Consider the following 22,112-nt stretch of genomic DNA (forward strand, 5'->3'; position numbering starts at 1 on the left):
GCAGATGAAAAAGATGAAGGCAAAAAGAGCAGGCGTAACGGCGGTTATACTGATTGTATGCTATCTGCTGCAGTGCACGCTGTTCCCGCACCTGGCTCTCGCTTCTATCAAACCAAACCTTATGATTATTCTAACAGCTTCTTTTGGTTTCATGAGAGGTTCAAAGGACGGGATGCTGGTCGGCTTCTTTTCCGGCCTGCTTATGGATATCCAGTTTGGCGGAATCATCGGATTTTATGCCCTGATCTATCTGCTGCTGGGATTTGTCAACGGCCTGTTTCAGCAGGTATATTACGACGAAGACGTCAAACTGCCGCTGTTACTGATTGCAGCAAGCGAGTTCCTATACGGACTTGTCATTTACCTGTTGATGTTCATGCTGCGCAGTGAATTTAATTTTATATACTATTTCAGTCATAATATCATTCCGGAGCTCATATATACTATTGTGATTGCTCTCGGATTATACCCATTGATTTTATATTTTAACCATAAACTGGAAGCAGATGAAAAAAGGAGTGCAAGTAAATTTGTTTGAGCGTATAAAAGATGCAATTTATCGGATCGTAAAGTCACGGCTGTTTGTTTTAATCCTTGCATTCTGTATCTTATTTGCGGTACTGATCAACCGCGTATTTTATCTTCAGATTGTAAAAGGACAGTATTATCTGGACAACTATAAGCTGCAGATCCGAAAGACCCGGGAGGTGCCGGGCACACGAGGCAATATCTATGACAGAAACGGCAACCCCCTGGCCTATAACGAGCTGGCGTATTCCGTGACAATAGAAGATAATATCACCGCCGACACCCGGAAAGAAAAGAACCGGATCCTGAATGAGATCCTGGATAAGATCATAAACATCGTGGAGTCCAATGGGGATTCCGTAATCAGCGACTTTGGAGTGGTTCTGGATTCTGCGGGAAATTATGAGTTTACACAGACAAACGAGACGCTTAAGCTGCGTTTTATCGCGGACGTCTATGGGCTCAAAACAATTGACGAGCTGAAGGACAAGCAGCGCAATGCATCCGCAGAGGATATCATCAATTATCTGTGTACGGATGAAACTTATGGTTACGGCCTGGATGTCAAATCACTGGACAAGACGTATATCCTGAAAATGGTGAATCTCCGATACGCAATCGGCCTGAACAGCTTTCAGAAATATATTCCGACTACACTGGCCACCGATGTAAGTGATGAGACCGTGGCCTCTATTATGGAGAATCTGGACCAGTTGGAAGGGGTGGATATCGCGGAAGATTCCATGCGCCGTTACACGAACAGCAAGTATTTTGCTTCCATCATCGGCTATACCGGTAAGATATCACAGGAAGAATATAACTCCCTGGATAAGGATCAGAAAAAGAAATATTCCCAGACCGATATTATCGGCAAATCAGGGCTTGAGCAGACCATGGATGAGGTGCTCCAGGGCACAAAGGGACAGACGCAGTATTACGTGGACAGTGTCGGCAAGGTAACTGAGACGGTCAGCAGTAAAGACCCGGAAGCCGGCAATGACGTCTATCTAACAATTGACAAAGACCTGCAGGAGCAGACGTATCAGCTGATTGAAGAAAAACTGGCCGGAATTGTGCTGTCCAAGCTCAGTGACCAGATGAATTATGACCCGAGTCAGACGAGCGATTCGTCCCATATTATCATTCCTGTGGATGATGCCTACAATGCATTTATCGCAAATGAGATTATCGATGAGACACATTTTGGGGCAGACGATGCCAAAACAGTAGAAAAACAGGTATATGGAATCTTTTCTGACAGAAAAACTGCGGCGATCCAGGAGATCATCGGAGAGCTGAATAACAGCGGCGCCGCTGCCTATAAGGATCTTTCGGCTGAGATGAAAGCCTATATGGATTATGTCTCTATTGACGTCCTGCAGGAGGCCGCAGGGGTTTTGATGCAGGATTCCATTGATACCGGTGATGAGATATATAAACAGTGGACAACGGATGAGACGATCAGCCTGAACCAGTATCTGAATTATGCAATTTCCAAGAACTGGATTGATACATCAAAGCTGTCTGATTATGTCTCAGCAGAGAAATATTCCGATTCCGCAGAAATTTATCAGGGAATTTTAACATTTTTACAAGATTATTTGGTTTCAGATGTTAATTTCGACAAACTTCTCTACAAATATCTTATAAAATCAGGTAGTATCACTGGCGGTCAGGTCTGCGCCATGGTATATGAGCAGGGTGTCCTGCCCATGGATGAGGGAACATATAACGGTCTGATTGACGGCAGCGTAAATTCTTACGCATGGCTGCGCCAAAAGATCCAGAGTCTGGAGATTACGCCCGGGCAGCTTGCACTGGAACCTTGTACAGGCTCTGCCGTTGTCAGCGACCCGAATACTGGAGAAGTGCTGGCGTGCGTATCCTATCCCGGATACGATAATAACCGGCTGGCCAACACCATGGACTCCAAGTATTATAATCAGCTTGTAACCGGGCTTTCCCGCCCGTTTTACAATAATGCAACACAGGAACGCACTGCGCCGGGTTCCACCTACAAGATGCTTTCTTCTGTGGCAGGGCTAACGGAAGGCGTCATAGATGGCGGTTCGTATATTAACTGCTCCGGCGAATTTGACAAGGTCACGCCAAGCCCGAGGTGCTGGGTCTATCCCGGGGCCCATGGTATGCTTGATGTTGTCGGAGCCCTTGAGGTTTCCTGCAATGACTTTTACTATGAAGTCGGATATGACCTGGGACTTGATAAAGATGGTAATTACGACAGCGATAAAGGCGTCAAAGCGCTCGCAAAGTATGCGGAAGAATTCGGGCTAGGTGAAAAATCGGGCATCGAAATACCGGAATCAGAACCGCAGATATCGGATGAATACTCCGTGCTGTCCGCAATCGGACAGGGCACTAACAACTATACGGTCAGTCAGCTGAACAGATATGTGTCAACTGTAGCAAATAAGGGGACTGTATATAAGCTGACCCTGTTGGATAAGACAACGGATGTCAACGGTAAGATCATCAAGCAGTATGAACCTGTCGTCACGAACGAGATTAAAGATGTAAGCAGTACCACATGGGATCTGGTTCATCAGGGAATGATCGCAATGATCGGTTATACATCCAGTTTTTCGGGATTGGAGATTTCCATGGCGGGTAAGACAGGTACTGCGCAGCAGAGCGAGATCCATCCGGATCATGGTTTGTTTGTTGGATTTGCACCTGCGGAATCTCCGGAGATTGCAATTTCAGTGCGTATCGCAAACGGTTACAGCTCATCCTACGCTGCCGAGATCGGCAGGGATATTGTCAGGGCGAACTTTAAGCTTGCCGACAAAGAAGAATTGATCACTGGTTCTGCCGCACAGCTTGGTTCAGCTATTGCAGGCGACTAAGTACTACATTGCGCAGGTTCCGGTGCTTATAGTACCAGAAAAGGATGTGAAGAAGATACATGGACAAGCTGGTAACAATTAAGAGCAACAGATATGGGATTGAGGTTCATCTGAATCCGGAAGTGCCATTTGACGTTTTACTGGAAAGCGTGGCCTCTAAATTCAAAGACTCGGCGAAGTTCTTTGAGGGGGCCAAGATGGCGGTTACATTTCTGGACAGGAAGCTCTCAGACCAGGAAGAACAGGCGGTCCTTCATACGATCGCCGAGATAACGGGGATTGACATTGTCTGCATTATAGACAGGGACGAGACCAATGAATTGACATACAAAAGCATTGTAGAGAATACGCTCACCAATATGCAGAAACGGGAAGGGCAGTTCTACAGAGGTACTTTAAGCAAAAGACAGGTGCTGGAATCCGATTCGAGCATCATCATTCTTGGTGATGTTGAGCTGGGTGCTAAAGTAATTGCCAAAGGAAACGTTGTCATTGTTGGTTCTCTGTCTGGTTCAGTCCATGCAGGAGCTGCGGGCAGCAGAGATGCGTTCATCGTAGCTCTGGCCATGCAGCCGAAACAACTTCGAATTGGCGATATTGAAGCAAAGCGTCAGGTCATCTATCAGGAAAGCCTCAGCATCCGGGGGCCCAAGATAGCGGTGGTTGACGGACGCAGGATTTACGTGGATCCACTTGTGGACGAATAGAAGTTGTAGGAGGAAGAAAACATGGGAGAAGTAATTGTCATCACATCAGGAAAAGGCGGGGTCGGAAAGACGACAACGACAGCAAATATTGGAATTGGTTTATCGCAGCTTGGTAAAAAAGTCATCGTGATCGACACGGATCTGGGCCTGAGAAACCTGGATGTCGTTATGGGACTGGAGAACCGGATTGTATATAATCTGGTGGATGTCATCGAAGGCAGCTGCAGGCTGAAACAGGCTTTAATTAGGGATAAACGTTTTCCGGAGCTGTACCTTCTGCCGTCTGCCCAGACCAAGGACAAGACAGCCGTATCTCCTGAGCAGATGCGCAAATTAATCGCTGACATAAAAGACGAATTTGATTACATACTTCTGGACTGCCCGGCAGGGATTGAGCAGGGATTTGAGAATGCTGTGGCAGGGGCCGGCAGGGCGATTGTGGTCACAACTCCGGAAGTATCTGCCATACGGGACGCGGACCGGATCATCGGCCTGCTGGAAGCACATGGCATCAAGAAAAACGACCTGATTATCAACCGTCTCCGTGTGGATATGGTAAAGCGCGGAGATATGATGTCCGTGGATGATGTAACCGAGATACTGGCCATCAATCTGCTGGGTGTGATTCCGGACGACGAACATGTTGTCATCGCAACCAATCAGGGCGAGCCAATCGTAGGAGCCGACTGTATGTCCGGACATGCCTATCATAATGTATGCAGGCGCATCCTGGGGGAAGAACTTCCAATTGAAGATTTCAACAAACCGGAAGGTATTTTTGCAAGATTTTCCAGCCTATTTAAAAAGAATTAGGAGGGAATATTATGAGTGTACCATCTGTTCACGTTGCAAAAGAAAGATTGAAAACCCTGCTTATGGCAGACAGAATGCAGTGTACACCCGAAACAGCGGAAAAATTTTCTTCAGATATGTATCATACAGTTTCCAAGTATCTGGAAGTAAAACCGGAAGATTTTCACATGAAGATAACCCATTCAGATATACATATTAAGATTACAGGAGAGAACTATTGAAATTTAATTTTCTGAATATTAAGCAAAGGTATAACTTAAAAGATTATAAATTCAGCCTTGTAGCACTTGTGACCACAATCTCTATTATCGGGATCTTTGTGGTGGGAAGTGCACAGGCATCTGTGCAGGGAAAACAGATTGCCGGTGTTGTGATGGGTACGATTGCCATGATCGTTATTTCGCTGATAGATTACGAATGGGTCCTGAATATGTACTGGCTTTTATACGGCGTGAATATCGTTCTGCTTCTGGCGGTGCTGTTTTTCGGTGAGAATATCAATGGAGCTACCAGATGGCTGAATCTCGGATTTGTCCAGTTTCAGCCGTCTGACCTGACTAAGATCATAACGATTCTGTTCTTTGCGAAGTTTCTGATGGAGCGGGAACAGGCGATTAATAATAAAAAGACGATTATCCAGGCGGCCGCGCTCATCCTGCCTTCCCTGATCCTCATATACAAGCAGCCAAACCTTTCAAACACGATCTGTCTGGCAACCGTATTTTGTATTATGTTATATATGGGAGGCTTAAGCTACAAGTTTATCGGTACTGTCCTGGCAATTACCATACCGACTGCTGCGCTGTTTCTGACCATTGTCGTACAGCCTAACCAGCCCTTTTTGAAAGATTACCAACAGGCGAGGATCCTGGCCTGGCTGGAGCCTGAAAAATACGCTACAGATGAAGCTTATCAGCAGATTAACTCTGTGATGGCCATCGGTTCAGGACAGTTGTCGGGTAAGGGCTATAACAGCAATACCACGACCTCTGTAAAGAACGGAAATTTCATTTCCGAACCCCAAACGGATTTTATTTTCGCAATTATTGGAGAAGAATTAGGATTTGTGGGTTGTTGTGTGGTCATAATTTTGTTATTATTAATTGTAATAACGTGTATTTTGATAGGAGTAAAAGCAAAAGACACAGGAGGGCGGCTTATCTGCGGAGGCGTCGCCACACTGATAGGAGTGCAGAGTTTTATCAATATCAGTGTGGCTACTCAGATATTCCCGAATACAGGAATTTCCCTGCCTTTTGTGAGTTACGGAATGACTTCTGTCGTATGTTTTTATATGGGGATCGGCTTTGTGCTGAATGTCGGTCTGCAGCCCAATAAATATCAGTAGAGGAGATTACAGGACATGAACATAGGATTAGTAGCACACGATGCAAAAAAGAAATTAATGCAGAACTTCTGCATAGCATACAGGGGGATTTTGAGCAAGCATCATCTGTTTGCTACAGAGACAACAGGGGCTCTTGTGGAAAGCGTCACAAACCTGAATATCCATAAATATCTTGCGGGCCATTTAGGCGGGAAGCAGCAGATTGGAGCCCAGATCGAACACAATGAAATGGATCTGCTTATCTTTTTCCGGGATCCGCTGACACCGCGCTCCCATGAGCCGGATGTGAACGATATTGTAAGACTATGTGATATGTACAATATACCTATTGCAACGAATATAGCAACCGCGGAGGCTTTGATTTTGGCATTAGACAGAGGAGACCTGGACTGGCGTGAGATGTATAAGTAAAAAAGCTGTTCTTGCTCTGTGCCTGTTTCTGTCCGTGCTCATCACAGGATGCAGCAAGGAAGTACTAAAAACAGAAGTATACGAACAGGAACAGTATAACCGTTCACTATACAGAGGAACCCTGTCAGCGGCCGGTCTGTGTGTAACAGACACCGATGTTGCCCTGGAGGGTTACAGTGCGGACCCGAGCCTGCATGCTGCGGGTCTTTTTGATATAAAAGATAAGAAGGTACTTTATGCCAGTAAGATTCATGAAAGACTTTTTCCGGCCAGTACAACAAAGATTATGACAGCCTATGTGACGCTGAAATACGGGAATCTGGAGGATACGGTAACCGTTGGCCCCAATGCAACTCAGTTTGCCGAGGACGAGCAGACATGCGGCCTTCAGACCGGAGATACGGTTTCACTTTACGATCTGCTCTGCGGGCTTTTACTCTATTCCGGCAATGACTGTGCGGTGGCGATCGCGGAACATGTGGCCGGCAGTGTGGAAGCATTTGCAGATATGATGAATGCGGAGGCCGTTTCCCTGAGAGCAACCAATACTCATTTCGTCAATCCCCATGGCCTGCAGGACGATAATCATTACACTACGGCATACGATTTATACCTGATCTTCAATGCCTGTATAAAGGATCAGCGTTTCATGGATATCATATCGAAGGAATCCTATACTGGAACACTTACCTCATCGGACGGAAGCGTACGCAGTGAGGTGTGGGAGGCTACCAATTTTTATTCCCAGGATCTGATTCCCGATCCGGAAGGCGTCCAGGTTATCGGAGGTAAAACAGGGACTACCGACGAAGCCGGCTCCTGTGTCATCTTATACAGCAAGGATTCGCAATCCGATCCCTATATATCCATTATAATGGGGGCGGGGACAAAAGATCTCTTGTACGGCCAGATGAGCGCGATGCTGTCTGCAGGCGAAAGACCGGCTGCAGCCGCAGAGGCAGTCGATTAGGCATAGATAACTATCTCAGACTAAAAGCAAAGAACCCGATGGACGGACGCACCTAAAACGGCATGCCCTTCCACCGGGTTCCCTGTTATTTCGCTCCTTTGAAGCGACCTTTTTCATCTACTCTGACATGTTTTTGATTCTGCCGAACAAGCTGATGAGGTAAAGACCACACAGGCCGACAATCGTATAAATTATTCTGGAAAGCCAGCTTAAATTTCCAAAGAGAAAGGCTACTAAATCAAATCGAAAAATGCCAACCAGAAGCCAGTTGACCGCCCCGATAATCACAAGTGTCAGAGCAGTGTTATCAAACCACTTCATATTATTTCCTCCTTTTCAATATCAATGCTCTTATTATTGCCACAAAAACTGGAAATATACATTTAAAAATGTTATACTGGTAAAGTTATCATAATAATAGTATCATTTTGAAATTTGATTTACGGTACAGGAGGAAGATTAGTTTGGCATCACGGAAGGACAATTCCATCAGTATTAATAAGTATAAAAGAAAACGCGAGATGAATATCGGCATCTTTATTTTTGCAATTGTATTTATCTATCTTATCGTAACGATTGTCATGTATGCTGCTGCAAAGAAGATCTCTGTTTATGAGGTAAGAGAAGGCAGTATTCTGACGGACAATTCCTACACAGGGCTCATCCTCCGTGAGGAAACAGTGGTTCATGCAGAGAATTCAGGGTATATCAATTATTTTCAGAACGAGAACAGCAAGATCAAGGCCGGAGCGAATGTCTATGCGGTTACCTCGCAAAAGTTATCCTATCCGGAGGAGACGAGCACGGAGACTTCTCTGAGCACAGAAGAACAGAATACACTGATCGTAAAAACGCAGAGCTTTAACGAGAATTTTAATCCGCAGAAGTTCTCCTCTGTTTATTCCCTGAAAAACGAAATCGACAACACCCTGCAGAATGCTTCTAATCAAACCAAGACAGCGCAGATGGATGCTGTGCTGTCCCATAACGGTGCGGGCGCAGATGTATATCAGACACCGCGGGACGGAATTATGGTGCTTGATTTTGACGGCTGTGAGTCCTTAACCGCAGATTCATTCAAAAAAGCGGACTTTGACAGGAGCAGCTATAAAAAGGTGAGCCTGGAAGATAATATGCAGGTCAAGAAGGGGGAGCCAGCTTACAAACTTGTCACAAGTGAAAAGTGGTCTGTGATCATAGAATTGGACAAGGATATGGCGGGCAAACTGGCTGATACGACCTACATAAAAACCAGAATAGATAAGGACAGCGAATCGATCTGGGCAGACTTTTCCATCCTGAAAAAAGACGGAGAGTACTATGGACGGCTGGATTACGATAACTCCATGATCCGTTATGCCGGAGACAGATTTTTAAATATAGAGCTCATCCTTGAGGATGAGAGCGGACTGAAGATTCCGAAAAGCAGTGTTGTGGAGAAAGAGTTCTTTGTGGTGCCCGCAGAGTATATCACTACGGGCGGCAACAGCTCCGCTTCGGGAGTCATGGTTCAAAAGCGAGGCGGCAATGCAGTGTTCCAGGCCGCTGACATTTACAAATCTACGGAGGATGGCAGTGTATATCTCAGCACTTCCATGTTGAAGAAGGGCACCGTCCTTGTAAAGCCCGAATCCGCGGAGACATTAGTCCTGTCAGAGACACAGCCCCAAAAGGGTGTATTTAATATTAACAAAGGCTATGCTGTTTTCCGGCAGGTTACGATCCTCGCAGAAAGCGATGAATATTATATTGTCAAGGAAGGGGATTCCTACGGACTTTACAATTACGACCATATCGTCCAGGATGGAGATTCCGTGGATGAGGACGAGGTCGTCTATTAACTATATTATATAAGCAAGGAGTGTTATTTATGTTGAAAGAGCAGTTGCAAGAAGTAGAAGAGAAGATACAGGCAGCCTGTGACCGCGCAGGGAGGCAGCGCAGTGAAGTGACTTTGATCGCGGTCAGCAAGACCAAACCCATTGCAGTACTTCAGGAGGCATATGATATAGGCGTCAGAGTATTCGGAGAAAATAAAGTCCAAGAGCTTACGGAAAAGTATGAAGCCCTTCCGGATGACATTCACTGGCATATGATCGGCCATCTTCAGACCAATAAGGTAAAATACATCGTAGATAAGGCAGAACTGATCCATTCTGTGGATTCTGTAAAGCTCGCTCAGGTTATTGAGAAAGAGGCAGAAAAGAAAAACTGCATCGCCAGTATCCTGATCGAAGTCAATGTAGCAGGCGAAGAAAGCAAGTTTGGGCTTAAAGTTGATGAAGTAATTCCATTTATAGAAAAAATTGCCTCATTTAAGCATATTCGTGTATGCGGACTCATGACAATCGCTCCATTTGTTGAAAATCCAGAGGATAATCGCCCGATTTTCGAGAATTTACATAAATTATCTGTTGACATTAAGAACAAAAACATTGATAATGTTAATGTGAGCATACTTTCAATGGGGATGACCAATGATTACGAGGTCGCAATAGAAGAGGGCGCGACCATGGTTCGTGTAGGAACCGGAATCTTTGGTGCCAGAGATTATGCCGTTAAGGCATGAGGATCTGGAACAGAAAGTATATTTTCAAAAAAAATTTATGCATTAAGAGGGCATAAGATAGGAGTGTAAACATGGGTGTGTTTGACAAATTTTTGGACATCATGAAATTGAATGATGATGAATACGATGACGACGATTTCTATGATGACGAATTTGAAGATGATGACTTTGACGAAAAACCACGCCGTTCTCTTTTTAATAAGAAAAGCAAAGAGGAATACGACGATTTTGATATCCAGGAGGATAAAAGATATGCTCCTGCAAACAGCAGCAACAGCAAAGTAACCCCGATGCGTCAGCCGGCTTCCAGACGCAATGCCAACATGGAGGTCTGCGTGGTAAAGCCTACATCAGTAGACGATTCCCGCGAGATTACCGAGACACTGCTGGCAGGGCGTACTGTAATCCTGAACCTGGAGGGCATGGATCTGGAGATTGCGCAGAGGATCATCGATTTCATCTCCGGAGCGACTTTCGCAATCAGCGGAAACCTGCAGAAGATTTCCAACTATATATTCCTTGTAACACCGACGAATGTTGATATTTCAGGTGATCTTCAGGATCTGCTCGGCGGCTCTATGGAGACAGCTAATGTAAGAGGAAGATATTAATTCTGGCATGGAAAAAGAAGAACAGCTTTTGGAAAAACGGCTGATTGAGCTGTCAAGGACGGCGTATCACCGTGACATCATTACATATTCGGATTTTTTGAATTTGAATGAACTGAATATTTTGCATTCTTTGCCGAAGGACAGGCTGTATACTCGCTATGTGACTTTCGGCGGATATGACACAGCAGAGCGTCAGATGGCAGCATTCCTACCTGATGCTCTTTATTTGCGTGGCAGCAATGACACAGTAGACATGGAAGCCCTGGGATTTCCTATTTCTGTTCTTTGTATTGAGCCGCTGCATGAGAAATATGCGGAAGAACTAACGCATAGAGATTATCTGGGCGCCGTGCTGAATCTGGGAATAGAGCGCTCCAGACTGGGCGATATTTTGATTGAAGGTAATAAGGCCATTCTGTTTGTGGAAACCGGCCTGAGCGTTTATCTGCAGGAGCAGCTGACCCGGGTCCGCCGCACAAGCGTTATGCTCCGGGAAGAAAGCGTGCAGGACTTCCAATTTACGCCCCGCTTTGAGGAAATCAAAGGTACTGTGGCCTCCGTCCGGCTGGACAGCCTATTGTCCCTGGCCTTCTCCTCCTCACGGACACGCCTGAGCGGCCTGATTGAGGGCGGTAAAGTATTTGTCAATGGAAAGCTTATGACGACAAACGGGTTCCATGTGAAGGAGGACGATATTATTTCCGTGAGGGGCATGGGAAAATTCCAGTATAAAGGCATCTTGTCCCGCACAAAAAAGAATAGAATTTTCGTAATCATCCATAAATATATATAGCGCCGGATTGCTGTGCGCCATACATGACTTTAATTAAGAAAAGGAAAAACCATGAAAGATAAGAATACAAAATCTATACAAAGCTATCTGCTGGCCGTCCTCGGCTGTATTGTCCTGACCGTGCTGGATCAGCTTACAAAATGGCTTGCCGTCATACATTTAAAAGATCAGGAGCCATTCGTGCTATGGAAAGGCGTGTTTAAGCTGGAATATCTGGAAAACCGGGGCGCAGCATTCGGAATTATGCAGGACAGGCAGATTCTTTTTGCTGTAGGAGCAGTCGTGATCGTATGCCTGATCGGCTTTATTTACGGAAGGATGCCGCATACGTCCCGCTATTACCTGCTGCGCATCTGCGCGGTAATGATCTGCGCCGGGGCTATCGGTAACATGATTGACAGGCTGCGGCTGAATTATGTGGTGGATTTTTTCTACTTCGAACTGATTAATTTTCCCATCTTTAATGTAGCGGACTGCTATGTAGTGGTTGCGTGTATCCTCTTTGCTTTTGCCATTCTTTTTTACTATAAAGAGGACGAGCTGAGCTGCTTTTCGCTGAAGAAAGGATAAAATGCCTATGGAGGAATTATATTTTACTGCCGGATCAGCCGGTGTCCGGATTGACAAATTTCTTGCCGAAGCCATTCCGGATCTCTCCAGATCCCATATTCAGAAGCTGATCACGGCAGAGCTGGTGACCGTCGGTGATAAGGCTGTCAAGGCCAATTATAAAACTGCAGTAAATGATGAGATAAAAGTACAGATCCCAGAACCGGAAATACCCGATATTCAGCCGGAAAATATTCCTCTGGACATTCTATATGAGGACAGCGAGATTCTGATTGTGAATAAGCCCAAGGGAATGGTTGTACATCCCGCCCCGGGTCATTACAGCGGCACGCTGGTCAATGCGGTCATGTATCACTGCAGAGATAATCTTTCAGGCATTAACGGTATTGCAAGGCCGGGAATTGTCCACCGGATTGATATGGACACGACAGGATCCCTGCTTATCTGTAAGAATGACGCTGCACACCAGTCACTGGCCGAACAGTTGAAGGAACACCACATTACCCGGAAATACCATGCCATTGTGTACGGCAATCTGAAGGAGGATGACGGAACTGTAAATGCACCGATCGGCAGGCACCCCACAGACAGGAAAAAGATGAGCACAAGGGCCCCTCACAGCCGCAGTGCGGTGACACACTATAAGGTGCTGGATCGTTTCGGAGATTACACCTACATCGAATGTGAACTAGAAACCGGACGTACACATCAGATCCGGGTGCATATGGCCAGTATCGGGCATCCAATCGTGGGAGATGCCGTCTACGGCCCTGCCAAATGCCCGTTTAAACTGCAGGGGCAGACACTGCATGCAAAGGTTCTCGGCATCATACATCCGGTGACGGAAGAGTATATGGAATTTGATGCGCCGCTTCCGGAATATTTTCTCCAATTATTGAATAAGTTAAGACACCGGTAATGGAACAGTTCAGACCGTCCGAATTATTACCCGGTAATTATGAAAATTGCACAATAAATTCAATTCATGTTGTAAAAAACAGCGTCATCTTGTATAATAATTGTATAAAAGTTATTCCACGAAAGGACAACATATGCTGGTTTGACGTAAAAGGAGAGTGACTGATATGAAAACTAACACAATCATTACAATTGGCAGACAGTACGGCAGCGGAGGGCGAGAGATTGGCTACAAGGTAGCGGAACATCTTGGAATTAAGCTTTACGACAAAGAGATGCTGGCAAGGGCCGCCAAAGAAAGCGGGATCTGCGAAGAGATCTTTGAATCCCATGACGAGAAACCAACGAACAGCTTTCTGTACTCATTGGTGATGGATACCTATTCCATGGGATATTCCGGCAGCACCTATTCCGATATGCCGATCAACCATAAAGTGTTCCTGGCTCAGTTTGACGCAATCAAAAAGATTGCGAACGAGGGGCCGTGTATCCTGGTCGGCCGATGCGCAGACTATGCATTAGAATCCTACGAGAATGTAGTCAGTGTATTTATCCATGCAGATCTGGATGCCCGTGTCCGCAGAATCGCACGGATTCACGATATGACAGATGCCAAGGCAAAAGACATTATAATTAAGACAGACAAAAAACGTGCCAGCTACTACAATTATTATACGAATAAAAAGTGGTCAGATGCCGAAAGCTACGAATTATGCCTGAACAGCGGGGAACTCGGCGTGGAAGGGACAGCACAGGCAATTGAACAGTACGTAGCCTTAAAAGAAGGCATGACATCTGCAAAGAGAAAGCTATAGAGAAGTATTCACATATTCCATAAGAGCCGGAAACGCCGGACAGCAGTTTTCATAACGCTGTCCGGCGTTTCCGGCTCTTATCTGATATGGGGAATTCTTTCCGGCCATCCTTTGATATTGCCGTTCAATATCGCGTGAAACATTCTTTCCCTTGCACCGGGATGCTCCGTATTGAGCTGCTTTACCAGTTCTTTCGCATACTGCCTCTTGGTATATCCGTCAACAGGACATTTGCTGTTCACTACGGGCAGATGATACTTATTCTTAAACCCGATCACATCCGCTTCATCGATAAACATAATGGGCCGGATAACGGTCAAATCCATGCGGTCCAGATAAGTCTTCGGTGAGAAGGAATGAAATCTTCCTTCAAAGATTAATGAGAGCAGCATAGTTTCAATAATATCGTCCTTGTGATGGGCGTACGCAACCTTATTGCAGCCCATTTTTTTAACTGCATCGTTAAGCGCCCCCTTGCGCATCTTTGCACAGAGTGAACATGGATTGGCTTCTTTTCGCACATCAAACAGAATGTGATAGATCTCAGAATCCACAATATGGTAGGGCACTTCCAGTTCCATGCAAAGCTCTTTGATAGGAGTTAAATCGAAGTTCTCGAATCCCAGGTCCACCGTGACAGCACTGAGTTCGAACTGTTTCGGATAAAACCGTTTCAGGCCATGCAGGGCATAGAGCAGCGTAAGGCTGTCCTTTCCGCCGGAAATTCCCACTGCAATATGATCGCCTTCCTGGATCATGGCATATTCATCGACTGCCTTACGTGTAAAACTTAATAATCTCTGTAACTGCATCTATTTCTAAATCCTTTCATCGTAATTTCCTGCCAAAACACAGACTATATTATTATAGAATGTCTTCCTCTGAAATACAAGAAAATTCACAGATGTGAAAGACGAAAAAGTCGCTAAAAAATCGAAAATTGCTGTTCTGAAAATAGTTCACTAAGCAAAAAAAGTGTGATATAATATGAACAAGTGTATCTGGAATATTTTACCAGCTAACGCTTCCCGATATACAAAAACTAAAGAATAAAAAGAAAGGAAGGAAAACGGAGTAAAATATGGAGATGAACTTTAGATTGATCGGAGATGAGGTCTGGTCAGAACATATCCACTGGAAACTGCATTCATTTGAGAGTGTGTCACTGATATATGATTTAATGACAGGTATGCTGGTGGATGAGTATAAAAAGCTGCTCAGAAATGGGGAGGCGAAAATCATTCAAAATGAGCTTGCAGAAGGTAAACAATGCGAAATTCTAATTGAAGAAAATGAAAAAATCGCAGAAAACTTATGCAGGCATATGAATATAAAAAAAGACGAAGGAGTAATGGCAGTATTTTTTGATTCCTTCTATCGGCTGCTTCAGCTTGCCACAATAACCAGTTACCACACGGCGCTGAATAATATAAGTAAAACCAACGTGGATAAATGTCTTGCCGTGTGCAGGGATTTCAGCTGTGAGATGCTGTCTGCCGGCAATATGATCCGGAAGGAAGATAACGGCTGCTATGCCAAAGATGTCGATATTATACTTAAAAATATGCACAAAGTATTGGCGGTTTTTATTGAGAAAGCCGCAGAATATGGGAAGTATTTTTTAAATTATAAAAAATATTCATGAATTAAAATAGACAGTATTGTTTTTTCATGTAATCAACGGGTGAGCACCTACCGTATGTGAGGCTATTTTCTTGCATACGGTATTTTTTGCCCTGAGGAGTTCTTAAAATGTACAGTAAAAACAACAAGACGGAAAATATAGCAGTAACACTAATAAAGTTCTGTACGCCGCTCATCTTAAGCGGAATCCTGCAGCAGCTTTATAATTGGGCGGATGCATTTATCGTTGGCAATATAGCCGGCGAGACCGCACTTGCGGCAATTGGCTCCACAACTACGGTCATCAATCTGTTTCTAACTGCGATCACTGGATTTACACTTGGGCTTTCTATTTTATTTGCACAGAAATATGGCGCCGGAAAAGAGAACCATCTCCCCAAAATACTTTCGGTGTTTTCGGTGATAATCGGCGGGACTTTTCTGCTCGTCTCACTCATAGGCATCATCGGAGCTTTTCTATTACTCCAGATGATGAACACGACACAGGACACCATTCATATGGCAAAGGTATATCTGCAGATCATACTGGTCGGGATACCGATACTGGCGGTCTATAATGTTTACGCTGCCGCGCTTCGCGGAATCGGAAACAGCCGTGCTCCATTCAGCGCTGTTTTGTTTTCTTCCGTCGTGAATGTGATACTGGATATTATGTTTGTGGGCGTATGGCATGGGGGTGTGGCCGGGGCGGCAGCGGCAACAGTGATTTCACAGGCCGTTATGACGGTATTTATTATCATTTACAGTGTAAAAAAGTATCCCAGCCTGCGTTACAAGATTCAAGAGTGGAAGCCGGAACGCTCTGTTCTTCGTGAGGGGCTTCATCTGGGAATCCCTCCTATGATTCAGGCCTGTATCAGTTCTTTAGGCGGCCTTATCCTGCAGAATTTCATGAACGGATTCGGCACACAGACGGTTGCGGCGATTACTACGGCATATCGTGTGGATACAATGATACTTTTGCCGATTATTAATCTTGGTTCGGGAATTTCTACGATCGTTGCCCAAAGCTATGGGGCAGGTAAGAAAAAGCAGACTACAAAGACCGTATATGTGGGAACAGCGATGATGCTTTGCGTGTCTTTATTGCTCACATGGCTGGTAGTAGAAGCCGGAGGAGATTTAATCTCCTTGTTTGGGGTAAGCCCTGAGGCAGTAGAGATCGGAAGAAATTTCTTCCGGAAAATCGCTGCTTTTTATGCTGTTTACGGCGTTGCGATGTCGATACGCGGTTACATAGAAGGAATCGGGGACGTGCTGTTCTCAAGCATCGCCGGGATTATTTCACTGATTTCACGCATTGTGTTTTCATATGCTTTTGCCGGCATATGCGGAAATATGATCATTGCATATGCCGAAGCCGGTTCGTGGGGCGTTTTATTGCTGCTGTATGTATTTCGTATACTGTGGAAGAAATATTGGGCATAATAATGAAGAATATCATAAATTGTATTTGACATTGTTAACTGTAATATGTATAATTACAGTTAACAATAAGAGGGATACTACGAATTCCAATATAAAATAATCAGAATCTGGGAGTGGCATTATGGAGAAAAAAAGAGAAAAAGAAACAACAGCCGGTTTTACCGATGGATATGTCGGGACATATTATTCAGAGGAGAGCAGAGGGATATACCGTTTTTCTTTTCATGAAGAGACTGGAGAACTGACAGCACCTGAACTTTTTTATGAGGCAAGGAATTCCAAATGGATTTCTTTAAACAATGATCGGATGGTGATTCCTGATGAAAAGGCAGGAAAGGCGGGAACCTGTTTTCTGGAATTAAATCACGGATCGGTGGAAAAATGTGACGGCGAGGTGCTGCAGGAACACCAGACGCCTTGTTACATCGAACAGGAGGAAGACTTTATCTATACAGCCAACTACCATGAAGGCACCGTTATGATCTATCAGACAACAGAGGAAAAACCTGAGGTCGTGAAGCGGATTGAAAATGGAGAGGGCGCCGGATGCCACCAGATTCTGCTTCATGACTCGTATATTATGGTACCCTGCCTTACGCAGGACAGAATCCGGCTCTTCGACAAAGAGAAAGGATTTGCCCCTGCCGGAGAGATCAGCTTTCCAAAAGGCAGCGGTCCAAGACACGGTGTTTTTAATCAGGCCCACACCAGGCTCTATGTTGTGAGTGAATGGAGTAATGAACTTTTTATTTTTAAAGTTTGCGGCAGAGAGTTTTTGCTGGAGCAGACATTTTCTGTTCTCCCCCAAAATGAAAAGACCGGGGAACAGCCCAGGGCCGCTGCAGCGGCGGCAATCCGGCTGACGAAAGATGAGAAATTTCTATATATATCAGTGAGAGAAAGAGAATTGCTGGCAGTTATCGATGTAAGTCATGACAAAGCCACCGTCATACAGCACGTATCCTGTGGCGGGAAACATCCGCGTGACTTTATTTTAAGCAAAAATGAAAAGTTTCTGCTTGTGGCAAACCGCCTGGAAGGTGGAATTGTATGTATTGAGAGGGACTGTGAAACAGGAAAATTAAAAGGAGTGAGAAGCCGTATAGAGATGCCGGAAGCGGTATCGCTTGTACTGGCATAACAACGATAGATTGATTATAAGGAGGTATTTCGATGAGGAGAACAGAAATAGGAGTCATTGGACTCGCGGTAATGGGAAGAAGCCTTGCCCTGAATATGGCTGACCATGGATTTAAAGTAGGAGGGTACAACCGGAGCCGGGAGGTGACCGATGAACTTCTCAGGGAGCATCCGCATGAGAACTTTGTTCCTTTTTACGATATGAAAGAGCTTGTAGAATCACAGGAACGTCCGAGAAAGTTTCTGATTATGGTAAAGGCCGGAAAGCCTGTTGATATGGTAATTGAGCAGCTTCTTCCGCTTATTGATGAGGGAGATATGATTCTGGATGGCGGGAACTCTTTCTTTGAAGACACAAGAAGGCGGGAGAAAAGCCTGCGTGAAAAAGGAATCCTTTATTTTGGAACTGGTGTTTCCGGAGGAGAGAAGGGAGCGCGTTTTGGCCCCTCTATCATGCCGGGAGGAGACAAAGAGGCATACGGCCATATTGCCCCGATCCTGGAAGCAATCGCAGCAAAAGCACAGGGCGAGCCATGCTGTGCCAATATGGGTCCGGACGGCGCCGGCCACTACGTTAAGATGGTGCACAATGGGATTGAATATGCAGATATGCAGCTGATTGCAGAAGCTTATCTGCTCCTTAAATACGCAGGCGGTTTTACAAATGGAGAGCTGGCCGATACATTTGCAGAGTGGAACGAAGGCGAACTGAAGAGTTATCTGATTGAAATTACAGCAGGTATCTTCCGGGAGAAAGATGATTTTACAGACAAAGAGCTGGTGGATTATATTCTGGACAGTGCAGGACAGAAGGGAACCGGCCGCTGGACCAGCCTGGAATCCCTGAAACAGGGCGTCAACGTATCCATGATAACAGCGGCATGCAATGCCAGGATTATGTCGAACCGTATTGAGGAGAGAAAGACAGCCAGAGATTTGTTCGATAGCCCGCAACCAAAGCCGGCTCCTGAGAAGACAGCATTTAAAAAGCAGGTAAGAGAAGGGCTGTACACAGCCAAAATCGCAGCCTATGCGCAGGGATTCGAACTGCTTTCCCATGCATCCGGGGAATATGGATGGGATCTGAATTATGGCAGAATCGCATCGATTTTCCGTGCCGGCTGTATCATACAGGCCCAATTTCTGGATGATATTACAAGGGCGTTTGAGAAAAATAGCGCGCTCAAGAATCTGATGATGGATTCCTTCTTCATGGACGGTGTGAACCGTGGGCAAAGAAGTCTCCGGGATATCATGTGCATGGGAATTCAGAATGGGATTCCGCTGCCGGCAATGAGCCAGGCTGTGGCGTATATCGATGCTTTCAGAGGGATGCCTGTAGGGGCGAACCTCATTCAGGCACAAAGAGACTGCTTTGGGGCACATACCTACGAGCGGACTGACAGGGGAGGAATCTTCCATCACGATTGGAGGTTTTAAAATGTGTAAAGAACAGATTTTTACAATCTTTGGAGGTACCGGAGATCTGACATTCCGCAAACTGATACCGGCATTTTATAATATGGAGGCTTTTAAAAACGAGGACCTTTGCACACAAATTGTCATCATCGGAAGAAGAGACTACACGAGTGGGGAATACCGGGAGATGGCCCGCAGGTGGGTAGAAAAATTCGCAAGACTCGGGTATAAAGAGGAGATCTATGAGAGGCTTGCAGGGAAAATGACTTACTACCGTATGGATTTCACCGATGAGTCAGCTTATGTTGATCTGGATGCATTTTACCGGAGAATGGGTGATGTAGAGCATATCTTTTATTTTGCAGTAGCTCCCAGGTTCTTTGAAATTATCGTAAAAGGGCTCCAGCTGGTATCCGGCGCCGGGAACGGCAAGGTCGTGATTGAGAAGCCTTTTGGCGAAAATCTTCTGGCAGCGGCGAGTTTAAATGCAACGATGGAGACTTTCTTTAAACAGGACCATATTTATAGAATTGACCATTATCTTGGAAAAGAGATGGTCAGAAATATACAGACTATCCGTTTTGCAAATCCAATTTTCAGTAATGTCTGGAACGCACGATATATCGACTGCATTCAGATTTCTGCGCTGGAAGAGGTAGGCGTGGAGACAAGAGGCGGCTATTATGACCACAGCGGCGCTTTGAAAGATATGATGCAGAATCATCTGTTCCAGATCCTCACCATTGTAGCCATGGAACAGCCGGAGAGTGCAGCTGCAGAAGATATGCACCGGGAGCAGATGAAGGTACTGAACGCGCTCCATATGCCTGAAGATATAAAAGAGAATATTGTTCTGGGACAATATGAGGGCTACCGCGGGGAACCTGCTGTTGATTCGGAATCTGACACGGAGACGTACGCAGCAGTCCGTCTGATGATAGAGAATGAGCGTTGGCATGGAATGCCATTCTATGTCCGCACCGGAAAAAAGCTTGGGAAGCGGGAGATGCAGGTTGCAGTCGTATTTAAAAGCCCTGTGCCGGGAGTGGAACCGGATATATTGAATATTAAAATACAGCCCACAGAAGGCGTATATCTTCAGTTTAATATAAAGAAACCCGGAGAGTCAGAAGAAGTGGTTCAGGCTAAAATGGACTTCTGCCAGAATTGTTCCTTTATCAATCAGATGAATACACCTGAGGCATATGAAAGGCTGATTGGCGCATGTATCCGTGGGGAGCGTTCCTGGTTCTCACAATGGGACCAGATAGAAACGAGCTGGAAATACGTGGACGCGATCCGGGAGCAGTATCATAAAAATTGTCTTCCAGTACATTTATACCCTCAGGGAAGCGCAGGCCCGAAAGCCGCAGACAAACTGCTCGGCGATCACGGGCACGTATGGTTTGAATAATATTTAGTGAAACAGCGCTTTGTCAAAAGATTCGTGGTAAGCGCTGTTTCAACTTAAATATTAAGGTTCCCGCAGTTTCACAGCCCCCGCAGCCTGCCTGCGCCGGTTCTCATCGATAGCCGCATAATGCTTTTTCGTAGTATTAACATCCTTGTGTCCTAAAACATCAGCCACAAGATAAATATCGCCTGTTTCCTTGTACAGGGCGGTACCATAGGTGCTGCGCAATTTGTGCGGCGTGATTTTTTTATTCGGCGTAATCTGGCGTGCGTACTTCTTCACCATATTCTCAACGGCCTGAACCCCCATCCGTTTTCGCTGGGTTGATAGAAACAGTGCATTTTCATGGCCGGAGAGGGCAGTAACAGACTTTCTTGTTGTATACAGATACATCTTCAGTGCATTTTCAACCTCTTCACCAAAATAAACAACCATTTCATTCCCGCCTTTTCGGGTAACCTTAACTCCATTGTTCTTAAAATCCACATCCTGGATATCAAGCCCAACACATTCAGACACACGAATCCCGGTACCCAAAAGCAGCGTTAAAATTGCCAGATCCCGGTTCTTTGTTTTTTCAAAATACACTTTACGCTGACCGGTCAGGTCATCGCCGCCGTGTTCAACATATTCCAACAGAGAGGCTACTTCATCCGTATCCAGACGTATAATAGCCTTATCATGTAACTTCGGCATGTCCACAAGCAAAGTGGGATTCTTCTCAATAACCTGATGTTTAAAGTAATAGGCATAGAAGCTGCGGAGTGCTGACATCTTGCGCGCCAGTCCCTTTTCTGTATTCGTAATTTGCTGATCCTCAGAGCCTGTGTAAACCTTCAGATATTCCTGATATTCCTCAATATCAACCGGCTCGATGCGTTCCAGATCCTTCGCGGTAAACTGATCCATGGTATAGTCTTTATAAACAGGATTATTCTCCATTAAAAAATGGAAGAAAACGCGGATATCATAGGCATAAGATATCCGTGTTTTAGCAGAACTTTTAGGTTCTATAGCACGGAAATAGTCCCTGGCAAATGGCGGCATTGTCTTAAGAATTTGCCTGAGACGCAGGGTATTGTCTATGTAAGTCTGTTCATGATATGTTTTCGGATCCTGTGCGGACATGTTAAAATTCCCCCTTAAT

Annotated in this window: 23 protein-coding genes; 20 read left to right on the forward strand and 3 right to left on the reverse strand. The window is 45.2% G+C overall.

Going from position 1 to position 22,112, the window contains the following annotated elements:
- The first annotated feature begins 4 nt into the window (after nucleotides 1–4).
- Genes mreD through BN1938_RS20515 form a run of 8 tightly spaced genes read left to right on the forward strand, consistent with a single transcriptional unit; the run spans nucleotide 5 to nucleotide 7,644 of the window.
- Entirely contained in the window at nucleotides 5–538 is a 534-nt protein-coding gene (gene mreD / locus BN1938_RS20480) for a rod shape-determining protein MreD (RefSeq protein WP_050642782.1), read from the forward strand.
- Entirely contained in the window at nucleotides 531–3,395 is a 2,865-nt protein-coding gene (locus tag BN1938_RS20485; protein ID WP_050642285.1) for a penicillin-binding transpeptidase domain-containing protein, read from the forward strand. The genes mreD and BN1938_RS20485 overlap by 8 nt, the downstream gene beginning before the upstream one ends.
- A gap of 59 nt (nucleotides 3,396–3,454) precedes the next feature.
- Nucleotides 3,455–4,102, forward strand: a complete 648-nt coding sequence (minC, locus tag BN1938_RS20490; protein ID WP_050642286.1) for a septum site-determining protein MinC — start codon at nucleotides 3,455–3,457, stop codon at nucleotides 4,100–4,102.
- A gap of 21 nt (nucleotides 4,103–4,123) precedes the next feature.
- The gene (gene minD, locus BN1938_RS20495; RefSeq protein WP_050642287.1) at nucleotides 4,124–4,915 is read left to right on the forward strand and encodes a septum site-determining protein MinD; all 792 of its coding nucleotides are present in this window, start codon (nucleotides 4,124–4,126) and stop codon (nucleotides 4,913–4,915) included.
- 11 nt (nucleotides 4,916–4,926) lie between these two features.
- Entirely contained in the window at nucleotides 4,927–5,136 is a 210-nt protein-coding gene (locus tag BN1938_RS20500; protein WP_025657450.1) for a cell division topological specificity factor MinE, read from the forward strand.
- The gene (locus BN1938_RS20505; protein ID WP_044927360.1) at nucleotides 5,133–6,263 is read left to right on the forward strand and encodes an FtsW/RodA/SpoVE family cell cycle protein; all 1,131 of its coding nucleotides are present in this window, start codon (nucleotides 5,133–5,135) and stop codon (nucleotides 6,261–6,263) included. Before BN1938_RS20500 ends, BN1938_RS20505 begins: the two co-directional genes overlap by 4 nt.
- 15 nt (nucleotides 6,264–6,278) lie before the next feature.
- On the forward strand, nucleotides 6,279–6,674 hold the full coding sequence (locus BN1938_RS20510) for a methylglyoxal synthase (RefSeq protein ID WP_050642288.1): 396 nt from the start codon (nucleotides 6,279–6,281) through the stop codon (nucleotides 6,672–6,674).
- Complete coding sequence (locus tag BN1938_RS20515; protein WP_050642289.1) at nucleotides 6,658–7,644, forward strand: D-alanyl-D-alanine carboxypeptidase family protein; 987 nt, start codon at nucleotides 6,658–6,660, stop codon at nucleotides 7,642–7,644. Before BN1938_RS20510 ends, BN1938_RS20515 begins: the two co-directional genes overlap by 17 nt.
- A 117-nt stretch (nucleotides 7,645–7,761) precedes the next feature.
- Here the strand turns inward: BN1938_RS20515 and BN1938_RS20520 are convergent, their stop codons facing one another.
- Complete coding sequence (locus tag BN1938_RS20520; protein ID WP_009004217.1) at nucleotides 7,762–7,965, reverse strand: DUF378 domain-containing protein; 204 nt, start codon at nucleotides 7,963–7,965, stop codon at nucleotides 7,762–7,764.
- Nucleotides 7,966–8,108: 143 nt separating this feature from the next.
- Here BN1938_RS20520 and BN1938_RS20525 point away from each other — a divergent pair, with 143 nt between their 5' ends.
- The 7 genes from BN1938_RS20525 to BN1938_RS20555 all read left to right on the forward strand — a co-directional run bounded on the left by BN1938_RS20525 (nucleotide 8,109) and on the right by BN1938_RS20555 (nucleotide 13,920).
- On the forward strand, nucleotides 8,109–9,485 hold the full coding sequence (locus tag BN1938_RS20525) for a biotin/lipoyl attachment domain-containing protein (protein WP_187376332.1): 1,377 nt from the start codon (nucleotides 8,109–8,111) through the stop codon (nucleotides 9,483–9,485).
- Nucleotides 9,486–9,514: 29 nt separating this feature from the next.
- Nucleotides 9,515–10,213 (forward strand): YggS family pyridoxal phosphate-dependent enzyme, encoded by a 699-nt coding sequence (locus BN1938_RS20530; RefSeq protein ID WP_025657455.1) that lies wholly within the window; start codon nucleotides 9,515–9,517, stop codon nucleotides 10,211–10,213.
- A gap of 71 nt (nucleotides 10,214–10,284) precedes the next feature.
- Complete coding sequence (locus tag BN1938_RS20535) at nucleotides 10,285–10,824, forward strand: cell division protein SepF (RefSeq protein WP_050642290.1); 540 nt, start codon at nucleotides 10,285–10,287, stop codon at nucleotides 10,822–10,824.
- A 7-nt stretch (nucleotides 10,825–10,831) separates the two neighbouring features.
- Nucleotides 10,832–11,617, forward strand: a complete 786-nt coding sequence (locus BN1938_RS20540; protein ID WP_050642291.1) for a YlmH/Sll1252 family protein — start codon at nucleotides 10,832–10,834, stop codon at nucleotides 11,615–11,617.
- Between the two features lie 51 nt (nucleotides 11,618–11,668).
- Nucleotides 11,669–12,187 carry a signal peptidase II gene (lspA, locus tag BN1938_RS20545; protein WP_050642292.1) on the forward strand — a complete coding sequence of 173 codons (519 nt, stop codon included), beginning with the start codon at nucleotides 11,669–11,671 and terminating at the stop codon, nucleotides 12,185–12,187.
- A gap of 1 nt (nucleotide 12,188) precedes the next feature.
- The gene (locus BN1938_RS20550; protein WP_347561922.1) at nucleotides 12,189–13,106 is read left to right on the forward strand and encodes an RluA family pseudouridine synthase; all 918 of its coding nucleotides are present in this window, start codon (nucleotides 12,189–12,191) and stop codon (nucleotides 13,104–13,106) included.
- Between the two features lie 166 nt (nucleotides 13,107–13,272).
- A complete protein-coding gene (locus tag BN1938_RS20555; protein ID WP_050642293.1) occupies nucleotides 13,273–13,920 on the forward strand; it encodes a cytidylate kinase-like family protein in 648 nt (215 codons plus the stop codon).
- 77 nt (nucleotides 13,921–13,997) lie between these two features.
- On the opposite strand, the gene BN1938_RS20560 is transcribed toward BN1938_RS20555, so the two are convergent.
- On the reverse strand, nucleotides 13,998–14,732 hold the full coding sequence (locus tag BN1938_RS20560) for a tRNA 2-thiocytidine biosynthesis TtcA family protein (protein ID WP_050642294.1): 735 nt from the start codon (nucleotides 14,730–14,732) through the stop codon (nucleotides 13,998–14,000).
- Between the two features lie 269 nt (nucleotides 14,733–15,001).
- Here BN1938_RS20560 and BN1938_RS20565 point away from each other — a divergent pair, with 269 nt between their 5' ends.
- The 5 genes from BN1938_RS20565 to zwf all read left to right on the forward strand — a co-directional run bounded on the left by BN1938_RS20565 (nucleotide 15,002) and on the right by zwf (nucleotide 20,965).
- On the forward strand, nucleotides 15,002–15,565 hold the full coding sequence (locus BN1938_RS20565; protein ID WP_050642295.1) for a hypothetical protein: 564 nt from the start codon (nucleotides 15,002–15,004) through the stop codon (nucleotides 15,563–15,565).
- A gap of 107 nt (nucleotides 15,566–15,672) precedes the next feature.
- On the forward strand, nucleotides 15,673–16,992 hold the full coding sequence (locus tag BN1938_RS20570; RefSeq protein ID WP_050642296.1) for an MATE family efflux transporter: 1,320 nt from the start codon (nucleotides 15,673–15,675) through the stop codon (nucleotides 16,990–16,992).
- A 121-nt stretch (nucleotides 16,993–17,113) separates the two neighbouring features.
- Nucleotides 17,114–18,133 (forward strand): beta-propeller fold lactonase family protein, encoded by a 1,020-nt coding sequence (locus tag BN1938_RS20575; RefSeq protein ID WP_050642297.1) that lies wholly within the window; start codon nucleotides 17,114–17,116, stop codon nucleotides 18,131–18,133.
- A 32-nt stretch (nucleotides 18,134–18,165) separates the two neighbouring features.
- A complete protein-coding gene (gndA, locus tag BN1938_RS20580) occupies nucleotides 18,166–19,572 on the forward strand; it encodes an NADP-dependent phosphogluconate dehydrogenase (RefSeq protein ID WP_050642298.1) in 1,407 nt (468 codons plus the stop codon).
- 1 nt (nucleotide 19,573) lies between these two features.
- Nucleotides 19,574–20,965 carry a glucose-6-phosphate dehydrogenase gene (gene zwf / locus BN1938_RS20585; RefSeq protein ID WP_050642299.1) on the forward strand — a complete coding sequence of 464 codons (1,392 nt, stop codon included), beginning with the start codon at nucleotides 19,574–19,576 and terminating at the stop codon, nucleotides 20,963–20,965.
- A 60-nt stretch (nucleotides 20,966–21,025) separates the two neighbouring features.
- Here the strand turns inward: zwf and BN1938_RS20590 are convergent, their stop codons facing one another.
- Nucleotides 21,026–22,093: a tyrosine-type recombinase/integrase gene (locus tag BN1938_RS20590; RefSeq protein ID WP_050642300.1), complete on the reverse strand. Its 1,068-nt coding sequence runs from the start codon at nucleotides 22,091–22,093 to the stop codon at nucleotides 21,026–21,028.
- Nucleotides 22,094–22,112 lie beyond the last annotated feature (19 nt).

Origin of the sequence: Eubacterium sp. SB2 (genome assembly GCF_001244405.1) — a bacterium.
GTDB lineage: Bacteria > Bacillota > Clostridia > Lachnospirales > Lachnospiraceae > Faecalicatena > Faecalicatena contortus_B.

Coding starts and splice junctions, on each gene's coding strand:
- gndA (WP_050642298.1), top strand. CDS start 18,166: ATGAGGAGAACAGAAATAGGAGTCATTGGACTCGCGGTAATGGGAAGA.
- minC (WP_050642286.1), top strand. CDS start 3,455: ATGGACAAGCTGGTAACAATTAAGAGCAACAGATATGGGATTGAGGTT.
- minD (WP_050642287.1), top strand. CDS start 4,124: ATGGGAGAAGTAATTGTCATCACATCAGGAAAAGGCGGGGTCGGAAAG.
- BN1938_RS20535 (WP_050642290.1), top strand. CDS start 10,285: ATGGGTGTGTTTGACAAATTTTTGGACATCATGAAATTGAATGATGAT.
- lspA (WP_050642292.1), top strand. CDS start 11,669: ATGAAAGATAAGAATACAAAATCTATACAAAGCTATCTGCTGGCCGTC.
- BN1938_RS20520 (WP_009004217.1), bottom strand. CDS start 7,965: ATGAAGTGGTTTGATAACACTGCTCTGACACTTGTGATTATCGGGGCG.
- zwf (WP_050642299.1), top strand. CDS start 19,574: ATGTGTAAAGAACAGATTTTTACAATCTTTGGAGGTACCGGAGATCTG.
- BN1938_RS20570 (WP_050642296.1), top strand. CDS start 15,673: ATGTACAGTAAAAACAACAAGACGGAAAATATAGCAGTAACACTAATA.
- BN1938_RS20550 (WP_347561922.1), top strand. CDS start 12,189: ATGCCTATGGAGGAATTATATTTTACTGCCGGATCAGCCGGTGTCCGG.
- BN1938_RS20530 (WP_025657455.1), top strand. CDS start 9,515: ATGTTGAAAGAGCAGTTGCAAGAAGTAGAAGAGAAGATACAGGCAGCC.
- BN1938_RS20590 (WP_050642300.1), bottom strand. CDS start 22,093: ATGTCCGCACAGGATCCGAAAACATATCATGAACAGACTTACATAGAC.
- BN1938_RS20510 (WP_050642288.1), top strand. CDS start 6,279: ATGAACATAGGATTAGTAGCACACGATGCAAAAAAGAAATTAATGCAG.
- BN1938_RS20500 (WP_025657450.1), top strand. CDS start 4,927: ATGAGTGTACCATCTGTTCACGTTGCAAAAGAAAGATTGAAAACCCTG.
- BN1938_RS20555 (WP_050642293.1), top strand. CDS start 13,273: ATGAAAACTAACACAATCATTACAATTGGCAGACAGTACGGCAGCGGA.
- mreD (WP_050642782.1), top strand. CDS start 5: ATGAAAAAGATGAAGGCAAAAAGAGCAGGCGTAACGGCGGTTATACTG.
- BN1938_RS20575 (WP_050642297.1), top strand. CDS start 17,114: ATGGAGAAAAAAAGAGAAAAAGAAACAACAGCCGGTTTTACCGATGGA.
- BN1938_RS20540 (WP_050642291.1), top strand. CDS start 10,832: ATGGAAAAAGAAGAACAGCTTTTGGAAAAACGGCTGATTGAGCTGTCA.
- BN1938_RS20560 (WP_050642294.1), bottom strand. CDS start 14,732: ATGCAGTTACAGAGATTATTAAGTTTTACACGTAAGGCAGTCGATGAA.
- BN1938_RS20565 (WP_050642295.1), top strand. CDS start 15,002: ATGGAGATGAACTTTAGATTGATCGGAGATGAGGTCTGGTCAGAACAT.